Origin of the sequence: Ewingella sp. S1.OA.A_B6 (genome assembly GCF_049889095.1) — a bacterium.
Taxonomy (GTDB): domain Bacteria; phylum Pseudomonadota; class Gammaproteobacteria; order Enterobacterales; family Enterobacteriaceae; genus Ewingella.
The window spans coordinates 104,328-116,955 of the sequence record NZ_JBLJFK010000003.1; the positions used below are offsets into that span (position 1 = coordinate 104,328).

The following is a 12,628-nucleotide window of genomic DNA, read 5'->3' on the forward strand; positions in this document are numbered from 1 at the left end:
CATCTTCACATTATAGCTCCTGAAAATTAACTTCACCGTCCATGCCCTCAACTACTGCTATTATCAACTTAACACTACCGGGATCCAGGTCGTGGAATCTGGTAAAGGGATCAAACCACTACTTTCCCCAGCCACACCAAACACATAAGAATTTTTATACACCTCATTAAAGTAAACATAGAAGGTTTCGGCAAAGCTAATCATCTCCTCTGTGTTATCCGCTGATTCACAGGCATCAATATAAACATTGCCTTGATAACCTTTAGGGAAAATACTTTGCAGACTTTGAAATAGCGTATTGCCATTAATATAAAAATCATTCTTTTTATCACCAATAACAGGTAAGCCGTTATCACCTAAAAAAGCGCCATGGGCTAAGACAAAAATATTCTCGTCAACATCAAGTGTAGGGAGTTGATCGTGGAATACCACAAAAAAGCGGCCATAAGTTAACGGACTTTTAATGATAGAGTTTTTCGCAACAGCAAAAAGCGTCTCATCATCAGTACATACAATCAGGATCATGATTTTTCTCCATCAGTATTAAATATAATTTCAGGAATTAGCTACTGACCAAGTATTATCAGTTTTCAGCTGAACATCCAGATCATAGATATTCGGCTGGAAAATCAGTTGCTGATTATTGGTAATTTCGCCAATATCCAACACCTGCCCTGGCGTGTAGTTACCGAAGGTGACCCAATAGGTTGGGTGCGGCGTGAAGTTAAGGTTAATGTTAGGCTGAGCCTGTACAACAAAGGTTCCTGCGCCTGACATACCCACCCCGACAGAGGCCTGGTTAAGTGGCAGGCTGCTATCATTGGTAATATACATAGTCCCGTTGCGGGCTCCTTTCGTCTGGTCTTCAAAGACAAACGCACCATCACTATAGACCAGAGTTACCTGATTTTTACTGTTGAGGTCGGTTGCCAGGGATTGTGAAGCGTCAAAAGTGACACCGGGGATCAGCACGCCGGTTTCATCCCAGACAAAGCTATAATCGATAGTCCAGTCGAATGTCACTTTAGTGAGTGGATGCGCCACTTTAGAGAACCAGGCCAGAGACATTACTTTCGGATCGGTAATATCTGGAGAAGTTTGATAAATACAAATTGCGCCGGTATTCACCGAGTTATTTTCAACTGTTACGGAATATTTAGTCATGGTATTTACCCTTTATAATTAAGTTAAAAAATATGTGTATTTCATCATGGTAATCTATTCACTTCATAAACCTCCTTCATCTATATTAATTACGTGATTTTATTAACCTAATGCTTCTCATGGTAATGCCAAAAGTTTGTGTGAGTAGTCTTGCCGGAATATCTTCTTTCATTGCCAACTGCATTGCGGCACGTCGAATAGCAATAAAAACGCCCCAATTGGATGGCATGTCAAGATATCCAGACGAATGAGTTTTTTTATAAATCTTCTTATAACTATTTTCGGGAATTGCTATACCATAAATATTTAAAAATTTATCAGACTCTTTGGGGAGATAAATTTTCCGCCCACCATGATGGTGAATAAAATCAAATAGGCCAGAAAATCCACAATGCTCGGCAAACTCTGAAGCAACCCATGGCATCGCTGATAAAATGTTGGTCTTGTACCTTTCACAAAAACTGATTAAGCGGACTTCTCGTTCTGAATGCTGGATCGGCAAGCCGGAAAACAATTCGAACCACTCCTCCAGATTTTCCTGTCTTTCTCCTGTTTCCACATTGGCCATATCCCTTTCTCCCGATGAATCACATTGCTCTGCTGCTGAGCAACTCACCCCGGATGAGATGATGAGATTAAGTTTTAGCCCAATTAACACCATTCACACAGGGGAAGCATTCCGCTTACATTAGGAATGCAAATGTTTCAACACTAATAAAACAGATAAAGGGAAGAATAACCCATTGAAATATATCAACAAGGCGATTTACACCAAAGGGTATGGAAGGTAAATAATGCAGGATACGAATAATTCATCCAAATAAGATAATGTGATAGCAATACAGCCTGAATCTATTTATCACAGTGATAAGTACAGTTCACGATAAGATGCCACCAGTTCATCCAGCGTCGCCCTGTTCAACCCGCTTGGGTTCGGCAACACCCAGACTTCCGTTTTACCTATTTTCTGCGCCTGACGTCCCCAGCTCACTTTACTGATGCCAAACGCCTTACTGAATGCCTGTTTACCCAATACCGCCAATGCCTGCGGCTGATAGCGTTCGATCTTGGCAACCAATGCAGCCCCGCCCTCACGCAACTCATCACGCACCAGCTCTGTGGCTTCAACCGTTGGCCGTTCAACTAACATAGTGATGCCGCAATCCGTATCAAGCAGATGCTGCTCCTCTTCCGGCTTGAGTAAACGCTCAGTAAAACCGGCCTGATGGATCACCTTCCAGAATCGGTTGTTCGAATTAGCGAAGTGGAAGCCATGATGGGCCGTCGACAGGCCTGGATTGATACCGCAGAAAACCACGGAAAGATGGTCGGCAATAATATCGGTGATCATTATTTATCCCTGAGAGGTATTTACCAACGTTATCGCAAAAAAACGCAGCAATGACAACAAGCTAGAATTGCACACAAAACGCGCATACAACCCAACAGGTCTAGACCTGCCAGTGGAACATACCGTATAATCCGCCCCACGGCCCCTTAGCTCAGTTGGTTAGAGCACGCGACTCATAATCGCTTGGTCACTGGTTCAAGTCCAGTAGGGGCCACCAAATTTTAGTTTTAAATTCAATAAACTAAGCCACTTCACAAGAAGTGGCTTTTTTGTTTTTAAGACAAAATGTCGCACAAGCTTTATTGACGCCTTGATACGACGCGAACCAATCCCTATGCATTTATTCGAATAGGGTGCTTCATGAATGCTTCGTGGCATTCTTCGTTATGAAAAGGCTGGGCGTAAACCCTATAGCGAAACTGCGCCTCAACAAATGGCGCAGCCTTAAACAATCGGTCTGAATTAAAACCATCCCCCTATTGTTTCACCAGCACCGGCTGTTGGCGGTAATCCGCTGGGAAGTAGTGCTGCAAATCCTTAATCTTTGGCAAATCATTCACCACAATGTACGGATAGTCAGGATTATCATTCAGGAAGTTTTGGTGATAAGCCTCCGCAGGGAAAAAATGCCCGCTGTTTTCGACTTTAGTCACCACCGGTTTACTGTAGCTTTGGCTGGCGTTGAGTTGCGCAATATAGGCTTTTGCTACCTGCGCCTGTTCATTATTGAGCGGGAACACGGCAGAACGGTACTGACTGCCGCTGTCTGGCCCCTGACGGTCAAGTTCGGTAGGGTTATGTCCCACAGAGAAGAAGATATGCAGCAGTTCGCCATAGGTGACCTGCGTCGGGTCGAAAGTGATCTGAACAGATTCTGCATGGCCGGTTTCGCCCGTGCTCACCTGCTCATAGCTCGCTGTTTGCGCCACACCACCGGCATAGCCTGATACTGCACTGGTCACGCCTTTCACATGCTGGAACACGCCCTGGATCCCCCAGAAACATCCACCGGCAAACAGCGCCGTCTCACTGTGTGACGTACCGGCAGGCTCATTCTGTATCGGCGCTGGGATAACGACAGCTGGCTCCGCGCCACCGCCCCATGACCAGGCGTTATTCTGAAAAGCAAAAGCGGAAGCCACCACCAGACTGGCAATCAGGCTGTAATTACGTACCGACAATATGTTTTTACGGATAGTTTTCATCAGGCTACTCACTTGTAAGTTACGCAGAGGGTGGCGAAGATTGTCACCGTCAATTCACATCGCTTTCGGTGTAAATGTCATCGCCAGACCATTCATGCAATAACGCTGCCCCGTAGGCGGTGGTCCATCATCAAAGACGTGCCCAAGATGCCCACCGCAGCGCCGACAATGCACTTCATCACGCACCATACCCAGCGAGGTATCACGGCGGGTCAGCGCTGCGTTGGGCAATGGTTTCCAGAAGCTTGGCCAGCCGGTGTGGCTGTCGAATTTGGTCGCAGAGGAAAAGAGAGGAAGACTGCACCCTGCGCAGGCAAATTCACCCACGCGGTGTTCGTCATTTAATGGGCTGGAATAAGGGCGTTCCGTCCCGGCCTCACGCAATATGTAGTATTGCGCCCCGCTCAGCCGCTGATGCCACTGCGCGTCAGTCAGGCTGACTTCAAAACGTTCATTTTTCGCCTGAGCGTCAGCCTTGCGGGTAAACAGCGTCGGGAATAAGCCCAGCGCTGCTACAGCAGATACCGTGCAGCTGCCCAGCAGGAAATTACGTCTGTTGATCATCATTGCCTCACGTCGGTCTGCGATTAATGACGTCAGACTACAAAGGAAAGGGTTACCGAATCCTCCCGAAGGTTTAACCATTTTGTGATAACTCAACGTCGTCTTCCTGCGGAGGTTTTCATACAGCAACGGGCGAAGATGACGAGCATAGAGATTAAGCTTTTCGAGTCAGCAGCAGACCCCATTTTCCTTAAATACTTCTCCCTCAGCATTCTTTGCAATTTGAGCTAATAGTGATCTAAATAGGCTGGATATTATTAATCTGATAACAAATAAAATGATGCCGCCAAACCACTGCTGGAAGCCACGGTGCGAAGTTCAACCGCACCTCTATTTTTCGAGCCATATTTTTATTCCCAGCTCGTTCAGCAGTGTGTGAAGATTGACGGCCTTAGCCGCTGATGGGTTAGCGATCATTCGTTTAAATGTGGAGACAGAGACACCAATTTGTAGGGCCATCTCTTCATAAGTGATGTTTTGCAGTTTTAGTTGGCGAGTCAGAATTTGCGGAAGGGTTGAAAAATCAAAAAGTGTCATATTTGAACCTATTGCACCCTATTTAGCTTTCCCTTGAGTGAAATACCCTGGAATTTGATAAAAGTGTCAAATATGAACCTTAGACGCAACACTTAAGCAGACGAAAGGCCACTGTTAACCGAGTGGCCTTTTATTTTCTGCACAATGTAGCGGCAAACTGACCGTGTAAAACGTCAGCCCCTTTCTCTACGCTCAATCACCTTATCTAAGTGCTGGTCGTAATAACGGCTGGGCCAGATCTCACTGGGCTTCACGTTTAACGCTTCGGCGATCAGGCGTTCGCCTTTTGGCCAGGGGCGGCTGAGGGCGTTGGCGAGCGTCGATGACGATAAGCCAGAGTCACGCGACAGCGCGGCCAGCGTGGTGCCCTGCTTACGCAGTCCGGCAATAATGTCAGCGGGGTGCCAGTCGGGTTTGATTTTCATTGTGCACCGCCTTCAGTGACAGAAGACAGAGTGAGGAACGGCAGAAAAGTCGGGCTGTGGGATGTTTTTTTCATGATGCAGCGTCCAATAGATTAAGTAGAAGCTACCACCAGAGTTGATAATCTCTTGGGTGGTAGCCCAGACGAGGTTATCAACACCGGCTCTACTGGAATACCGGCCTGACCGAAGTCAGCCTCGCCTGAGCCACCATAGAACATTACAAGCATCGTTTAAAAATCAAGCAAGTAACGGGTGTGCTAAAGCATCGCCACTAAGGCCGCGTTATAAATGCGCTTAGTGTCGCCAGTAGAAAGGCCTACAGGTTGATAATCCCGGCTGCAGATTTTGCTGCAGCAAGCCAACTATACAGAATCACCGGTAGGTAACCAAGTAAGCGAAATACGTTTTGCGGGACGTATTCCAATCTCACGGCTAAAACCCTACTTCAATCCCATCTGACCGCGTAATTCTGCTTTGGCCGCGTCGAACTCAGTCTGAAATTCCGGTTGTTCGGCCATTTTCTGGGCGATCAACGCGGCGCCGGTGCGGCTCATTACGGTATCAGAACGGTAGTGGAAACCGGCCACCAGACGGTTTTCGGCATAGCCGGCGGCGCGGCTGAACAGCGCGTTGCGTTTTTCCGGCACCATGTCAGCCAGTACGGTGGCCATCAGGTAACCCACAGTGGAGTGACCGGACGGCCATGATCCCGATTTGGATTTTTTTAGCAGCGGGTGAATTTGCTCATCCAACATGTACGGACGCGGACGGTTAAAAAACTTCTTGGCGGAGTCATCCACCACATCTTCGGTCGCGACGACACGCTCAAACAGCGCGGCCACTTTTGGCAATTTTTCGGCGGTAAATTCCGGTCCCATCACGTCGGCAAAGCGCCAGACGTTTTCCTGTGCATCGGCAATCGCCGCTTTCTCTTGTTCCGGCGTGCGGCTGGCCTGAATCGCCAACAACTCTTTCAGCTCGGCTTTAGTTTGCTCTGAATTATCCGCCGGTGGCGCAGGCAAATATTTACTGAGATCAACCTCTTTGCTGGTAATAAATGGCCTGGCTTCTTCCGCAGCCTGCACGGTAAAAGCGGCGGAGGTAAACGTTAAAAAGAGTAATGCAACAAGGGACTTACGCAAGGGCGTGCTCCTGATATTTGGGGGATATCAGAAGAGTAATGAGTCAGTATGACAGCTTTATGACAGCGCCCTGCAAGGTTGCAGGGCGCGTGCATGTTTAGCCTAGCAGCGTGCGGACAAAATCTTCAATCTCTTTATTCTGGCCGTTCTCAAACAGGCATTTTTGGAAGCGCGGACCGCTGACGGCAGTTTTCACCAGGCTCTGGTCAATGGCGCGCAGGGTGTCGAGATAGTTATCTTTGACCACCGCCGCTTTGACCTGATCGAGGATCCCGGCATTACGCACCTGCGGCTCTTTACGGTCAGCCGGATAGCCTTCACCTTTCACGCCAGTAAACGCTTTCTCGAAAATGAAACGTACATTCAGCTCTGCGCCCCAGCCGTAACCTTTGGCGAACGGCAGCGACAGTGCATTGCCGTTGTTAATCTGAGCAAACAGATAGGCATCTGCCGGATCAATGCAGTAACCGCAAATCACGCCCGGATGAATATTCAGTGACATCATCGCGCCCTGCCCGGTACCGCATCCCGTGACCACAAAGTCCACTGCTTTGGCATTCAGCAAAATACTGGCCATGATGCCGAGATGAATATACGTCAGATGATGATCTTGTTCATCACTCATGCCTACGTTGTACACCGGATAGGACTTCTCATCTGCCACGGTTTTCAACTCTTTCAGCACGGCTGCATTCTTGGCGGCCTGGCTGTTTTCCATCATCAATGCAATTTTCATCGTCTCTCCAGAATAATAAAACACCATTTCATTTTTATAATGATAGCGTTTTATGAAATTTTAGACAGGATTATTGCGTGATGAGGCTCGCAAAAGCTGCCTTCAGCAGCCAGAAGTGCACATGAATCGTGTCGATACAGGGACATGAATTAAGACGTACAAAAAAAGAACCCTCTCCGGTTCAGAAGAGGGTTCCGATTTTCTTCTCTGATGAAAAGAAGAGGGGCCTAAAAATTAGGGCTTAACGCTTTGTATAAAAGTCTTACGTGCTGTTTTAGAACCCAGACGCTCAGCTTCATCAAGCAGTTTTAGCGCTTTATCAACGTCACCGGCTTTCACCGCTTTCTTAATCGCGTCGTTAAAGTACGTTTCTGAATCAGACAACATAGGTTCAGCCGGTTTGGCTGGCGCAGCTTGCTCGGTACGTGCAGGGGCTGGCGCAGCTTGCTGACCGACGATAATCGGCGTGGTGGCTGGCGCACTGCTGTTGCCATTAATGTTGTCCAGCATCTGACCAATCATGATGTTGCCCGATTTTTGCTCGGCGCGAACTTTGATACTCAATGTGCCGGTGGGCGTATGACGCGCCACAGGATCGGGGATATCCGGTAAGGCATTACCGACACCCGCCGCAAAGGCTTTCGCCGGGTTGCTCATCAGAGTGGTCGCCGCCAGGTCTTGCTTGGTGGTGTAGACCAGCAGATAAATTTGTTTCTGACCCAACGCGGGCGTCAGTTTCAGCGTGCCTTCCAGACGGTCACTGGAGACAATGCCCGGTTTTTCATACGGGAAATAGCTCGAAGGATAATAGGCCGCCGGGCGCATCTGTTCGTCCAGAACCAGCACGTTCGGTGCGTAGAGCGTTTTACCGGTCGCGATGCTGGTGACTGTAATTTCAAGCGATCCTCTGTCGGCAGGCAAAGCATAGGCGGCAACGGCGCCCTGAATATCGCCCTGATTGATTTGTGCGCCAAACGTACCGAGCGTCACATCCTGCGTCACCGGAGGAACCAGCGGCATCCACGACAATTTCTGTAAGGTCTGAGCGGAGATCACCGGCGCAACCGCTGCATCAGTTTGCGCCGCGTAAACACCTGCGGAAGTCATCGCCAATAAGCTTAATGACAGACACAGTGACAGCAGATTTTTTCTCATCATTATTTCCTTTTGAATCACCATGAAGGCTGGCGGTCATCAGCGATAATCCGCCAGCCAGCACATCTTTTCTATTTCTGATATTGGGCACATAACCTTCTAAATCATTCGAGTCACAGGAAGGCGGCTACTGTGTGAATCCCGAGGAGCGTAGACCGCTACGTGACTCGGGTGAGCACAGGCAGCCAACGCGCCTGTGGCTCGAAGGATGACGAAGGTTTTACCACCAGATTTCCATCTGGGCGCCAAACGTAACTTCACTGTCGTTACCACGGCTGAAAGTACGGGTACTGGTGTCGTTCATGGCCAGACCGTTGTTTACGCCACTGTCAGTGTCGTAGCCCCATTTCTCATCCCAGTTTGCGTAGGTTGCGAAGACGCGGATAGCCGGACGTGACCAAATGCTGCTGCCTGCCTGCCACTGTTGCGCCAGCGTGACTTTGTACTGTCCATTGGTATCGCTGGTGCGCTGGGATTTCACGTTGTCGTAACCGACTTCCAGCAAGGTGCTCATGATTGGCGTCCATTTGTACATTGGGCGCACACCGACGGTGTACCAGGTACTCCCGTTGTTGCTATCACGGTCAATATCCTGATACATCGCCACATACATCAGGCTCCAGGTATCGTTGAAGTCGATGGCTCCATGGTCAATCACACGAACCATATGACCGTTGTTATTAATGCTCGCACCATTCGAGTGACCGGTTGCCGCACCGGTGGATGGGTCAGTCATCGAGTCAGTCGCGTACTGCAGCACAAACTTGTTATAGCCGTTATAGATGCTTTGCGTATGTTCTGCGGTCAGCATCACGCCGTCTTTGGTGGCATCATCCGAGAGTGAATAGCCGTCGCGCGCATTGGCACGACCATAGTCCACACCCAGTTCCAGCACGCCACCGGGGTTTAGATTCAGACCAGCCAGACGCACGTCGAAGACGTCGTTGGAGGTCGGCATTTCGTTACGCTGGTCAGCGATATAACCGTAAGAGCCGCCGCTTTCTGTGTTACGCGTGGCCGCTACAGACAGTTTACCAAAGCCCAGATCGACATCTTCCAGGCCAGCACCCGGACCGGAAATATCCCAGTAGTAGAAGTCGATCATGTGGACGTCATGACGCTGATAGAAACGTTTACCGGCCCACATGGTGGAGCCTGGCAGCCAGTCGATCAGGTTTTTACCTAAGACGTTAGCCTCACGGAAAGCCGGATCGGTTGACTCCCAGTCGTTCTGCTGTGAAACGGAATACGCTACGTTACTGTTGAAGTAGAAGCTCTTATCCCCTTCTTTCCATACTTCCTGCCCAAGCCTTAACTCGGCATAGGTCTCACATTCGTTGCCCAGACGGTATTTACTTTCAGCACCGGTTGCCTTGAAACATTGTTGCTCGCCGCCGCTGCCGGTCCAGCCAATGCCAGAACGCGCATAACCGGTAAAATCGACTGCCATTGCTTGTGTAGAAAGGATGCCAGCAGCCACTGCCAGCGCCAGAGAGGAATTACGCATTGTGATCATCATTTTCTCCTGTAGGGGATCGCGTGCTTTCAAACACCGGGTTCGGGGTGTAACCGTCGGCAGGCTGTTCCATCCTCACGGAACAGATGACAGCGGTGTGGCGGCAAACCAATGGCGAATGTTGCACCTTCTTCTACCAGCACCACGTCGTTCTGGCGGTACACCAGGTTTTGACGGATAGCCGGGATCTGGATATGAATCTGGGTTTCGTTGCCGAGTTGCTCGACCACCTGCACCAGACCTGACAGCGTCACTTCCGCGATATCACTCGGTAAGAGATGTTCAGGGCGGATCCCCAGAGACAGATTAGTGCCGACGGTGACGTCTTTGCCTGCCACCGACAGCCATACGCGCTGGCGGTCAGGCAGTTCGATTTGCACACGTTCGGCTTCAGCGCCGGTGACTTTCACCGGCAGGAAATTCATTTTTGGCGAACCAATAAACCCGGCAACAAACCGGTTGGCGGGATAGTGATAAAGCTCCAGGGGTTTACCTATTTGCGCGACACCACCGGCGTCGAGCACCACGATTTTATCGGCCAGCGTCATGGCTTCGACCTGATCGTGCGTGACGTAAATCATGGTGCGTTTCAAACGTTTATGCAGACGGGAGATCTCAATGCGCATCTGCACACGCAACGCGGCATCGAGGTTTGACAGCGGCTCATCCAGCAGGAACACCGTCGGTTCAGCCACCAACGTGCGGCCAATCGCCACGCGCTGACGCTGCCCGCCGGATAATGCTTTCGGACGGCGGTCCAGTAAGTGGGCCAGTTGCAGTACTTCAGCGACCTGATTCACCCGCTGGATGATTTCAGCTTTTTTGGTACCCGCCAGCTTCAAACCAAACGACATGTTTTCGGCCACGGAAAGGTGTGGGTAAAGGGCATAGGACTGAAACACCATGCCAATGCCGCGTTCGGCCGGCGGTACTTCATTCATGCGCTTACCGGCAATCAGCAGTTCGCCGGAGGTAATGTCTTCAAGACCGGCAATCATGCGTAACAGGGTGGATTTCCCACAACCGGATGGCCCGACAAACACCACGAACTCGCCCTCTTCAATCTCAATATTGACGTCTTTTGAGATCACAATGTCGCCAAAGGCTTTGTAGATATTACGAAGTGATACGCCCGCCATACCCGACTCCTGAACTGACTGATAAAAACGTTCTGTGAGGCAAGGCAACTGCGAGGTGATGTGCCTTGTCAGCAAGGGAACTGAATGTCAGGAAGAGTGAGGGAATAGGCAGAATAGGTAATCATCCGTAACAACGTTTTTCATGGGGGAGAAGGGAGGAGGAAGGGCTTGTGGTATTAACGAATGAAAGTTCACACCAGAAATCAAATTCGTGATCTGAGTTGCAAAATACGCCCCCTATTATTGAGTAGTGATCCACAAAAGGCGCGGCAGTGTTAACTGGATCACACAACCAGAGCCGGGGGCGTAGAGAGGGGGATGATGAAGCCGCACTGGCTTATCGCCGACACTGGTCTGGCAAGCTTTTCTTCACGTCTGATAAGCATCCGAACGTCACATAAGAACCCGACTCCCTACAGGACCTCAAAAGGACTGGATTATGACTCTCAGCATCAAGACTCTTAATATAAAGACATTGGTCAAACACACTCTGGCAGTGTCAGCGCTGGCTACGCTGGTGTTGTCCTCCTCTGCCTTTGCCAAAATAGAAGAAGGCAAACTGGTCATCTGGATCAACGGTGACAAAGGCTATAACGGCCTGGCGGAAGTCGGTAAGAAATTCGAGAAAGACACCGGCATTCACGTCACGGTAGAACATCCGGACAAACTCGAAGAGAAGTACCCGCAGGTTGCCGCCACCGGTGACGGTCCTGACATCATTTTCTGGGCACATGACCGTTTTGGCGGTTACGCGCAGTCTGGCCTGCTGGCTGAGATCAGCCCGGATCAGGCGTTCAAAGATAAACTCTTCCCATTCACCTGGGACGCAGTCACCTACAACGGCAAGCTGATCGGCTATCCGGTTTCGGTCGAAGCGCTGTCGCTGATTTATAACAAAGACATCATTAAAGAAGCGCCGAAGACCTGGGAAGAGATCCCGGCACTGGACAAAGCGCTCCGCGCCAAAGGTAAAAGCGCCATCATGTGGAACTTGCAAGAACCCTACTTCACCTGGCCTATCATTGCCGCTGATGGCGGTTATGCGTACAAGTTTGAGAACGGTAAATACAACATCAAAGACACTGGCGTGAATAACGCGGGTTCACAGGCTGGGCTGCAATTCATCCTCGATCTGGTGAAGAACAAGCACATCAACGCCGACACCGACTACTCTATTGCTGAAGCCGCCTTCAACAAAGGCCAGACCGCAATGACTATCGACGGCCCGTGGGCATGGTCAAACCTCGACAAGAGCAAAATCAACTACGGCGTGACGTTGTTGCCTTCTTTCCACGGCAAACCATCTAAGCCGTTTGTCGGCATACTGACCGCGGGAATTAACGCCGCCAGCCCGAATAAAGAACTGGCAAAAGAGTTCCTCGAAAACTATCTGATGACCGATGAAGGTCTGACAGCAGTCAACAAAGACAAACCGCTGGGCGCCGTTGCACTGAAATCTTATCAGGAGCAGCTGGAAAAAGATCCGCGTATCGCAGCCACCATGGCTAACTCGAAAAACGGCGAAATCATGCCAAACATTCCGCAAATGAGCGCCTTCTGGTATGCGGAGCGCAGCGCAATTATCAACGCCATTAATGGCCGTCAGACGGTGCAACAGGCGCTGAAAGAAGCCGAGACTCGCGTCACCAAGTAACACGTAAAAACTGGCGTGAAGCGCATGACTGCCTTCACGC

14 protein-coding genes and 1 tRNA gene are annotated in these 12,628 nt (G+C 49.8%); 2 read left to right on the top strand and 13 right to left on the bottom strand.

The genetic code is table 11. The features are described from left to right. Positions 1 to 63: 63 nt before the first annotated feature. The 4 genes from ACMV8I_RS10265 to mug form a co-directional block, all read right to left on the bottom strand. Positions 64 to 525, bottom strand: coding sequence for a hypothetical protein (locus ACMV8I_RS10265; RefSeq protein ID WP_498865127.1), 462 nt, complete (start codon positions 523 to 525; stop codon positions 64 to 66). Between the two features lie 30 nt (positions 526 to 555). After that, positions 556 to 1,164 (bottom strand): RhiA family protein, encoded by a 609-nt coding sequence (locus ACMV8I_RS10270; protein ID WP_498865128.1) that lies wholly within the window; start codon positions 1,162 to 1,164, stop codon positions 556 to 558. A gap of 85 nt (positions 1,165 to 1,249) precedes the next feature. Beyond that, entirely contained in the window at positions 1,250 to 1,732 is a 483-nt protein-coding gene (locus tag ACMV8I_RS10275) for a hypothetical protein (RefSeq protein WP_498865129.1), read from the bottom strand. A 291-nt stretch (positions 1,733 to 2,023) separates the two neighbouring features. Continuing rightward, the gene (gene mug / locus ACMV8I_RS10280) at positions 2,024 to 2,515 is read right to left on the bottom strand and encodes a G/U mismatch-specific DNA glycosylase (RefSeq protein ID WP_498865130.1); all 492 of its coding nucleotides are present in this window, start codon (positions 2,513 to 2,515) and stop codon (positions 2,024 to 2,026) included. Between the two features lie 140 nt (positions 2,516 to 2,655). Between mug and ACMV8I_RS10285 the strand changes: the two genes are divergently transcribed. Then, positions 2,656 to 2,732: transfer RNA gene (locus ACMV8I_RS10285), tRNA-Ile, on the top strand. Between the two features lie 259 nt (positions 2,733 to 2,991). Here ACMV8I_RS10285 and msrA read toward each other — a convergent pair. The 9 genes from msrA to malK all read right to left on the bottom strand — a co-directional run bounded on the left by msrA (position 2,992) and on the right by malK (position 10,934). Beyond that, on the bottom strand, positions 2,992 to 3,720 hold the full coding sequence (msrA, locus tag ACMV8I_RS10290; protein ID WP_498865131.1) for a peptide-methionine (S)-S-oxide reductase MsrA: 729 nt from the start codon (positions 3,718 to 3,720) through the stop codon (positions 2,992 to 2,994). Positions 3,721 to 3,774: 54 nt separating this feature from the next. After that, positions 3,775 to 4,380, bottom strand: coding sequence for a peptide-methionine (R)-S-oxide reductase MsrB (gene msrB, locus ACMV8I_RS10295; RefSeq protein WP_498865132.1), 606 nt, complete (start codon positions 4,378 to 4,380; stop codon positions 3,775 to 3,777). Between the two features lie 234 nt (positions 4,381 to 4,614). Next, positions 4,615 to 4,821: a hypothetical protein gene (locus ACMV8I_RS10300; protein WP_498865133.1), complete on the bottom strand. Its 207-nt coding sequence runs from the start codon at positions 4,819 to 4,821 to the stop codon at positions 4,615 to 4,617. Positions 4,822 to 4,994: 173 nt separating this feature from the next. Next, positions 4,995 to 5,246 (bottom strand): helix-turn-helix domain-containing protein, encoded by a 252-nt coding sequence (locus ACMV8I_RS10305; RefSeq protein WP_498865134.1) that lies wholly within the window; start codon positions 5,244 to 5,246, stop codon positions 4,995 to 4,997. Between the two features lie 440 nt (positions 5,247 to 5,686). Further along, positions 5,687 to 6,388 carry an acid phosphatase gene (locus ACMV8I_RS10310; protein WP_498865135.1) on the bottom strand — a complete coding sequence of 234 codons (702 nt, stop codon included), beginning with the start codon at positions 6,386 to 6,388 and terminating at the stop codon, positions 5,687 to 5,689. Between the two features lie 97 nt (positions 6,389 to 6,485). Next, on the bottom strand, positions 6,486 to 7,124 hold the full coding sequence (locus ACMV8I_RS10315; RefSeq protein ID WP_498865136.1) for an RpiB/LacA/LacB family sugar-phosphate isomerase: 639 nt from the start codon (positions 7,122 to 7,124) through the stop codon (positions 6,486 to 6,488). Between the two features lie 234 nt (positions 7,125 to 7,358). After that, the gene (gene malM / locus ACMV8I_RS10320) at positions 7,359 to 8,279 is read right to left on the bottom strand and encodes a maltose operon protein MalM (protein WP_498865286.1); all 921 of its coding nucleotides are present in this window, start codon (positions 8,277 to 8,279) and stop codon (positions 7,359 to 7,361) included. Positions 8,280 to 8,499: 220 nt separating this feature from the next. Beyond that, positions 8,500 to 9,798, bottom strand: a complete 1,299-nt coding sequence (locus ACMV8I_RS10325; protein WP_498865137.1) for a maltoporin — start codon at positions 9,796 to 9,798, stop codon at positions 8,500 to 8,502. A gap of 26 nt (positions 9,799 to 9,824) precedes the next feature. After that, a complete protein-coding gene (gene malK / locus ACMV8I_RS10330; protein WP_498865138.1) occupies positions 9,825 to 10,934 on the bottom strand; it encodes a maltose/maltodextrin ABC transporter ATP-binding protein MalK in 1,110 nt (369 codons plus the stop codon). Positions 10,935 to 11,373: 439 nt separating this feature from the next. Here malK and malE point away from each other — a divergent pair, with 439 nt between their 5' ends. Beyond that, positions 11,374 to 12,588, top strand: coding sequence for a maltose/maltodextrin ABC transporter substrate-binding protein MalE (malE, locus tag ACMV8I_RS10335; RefSeq protein WP_498865139.1), 1,215 nt, complete (start codon positions 11,374 to 11,376; stop codon positions 12,586 to 12,588). Positions 12,589 to 12,628: the final 40 nt, after the last annotated feature.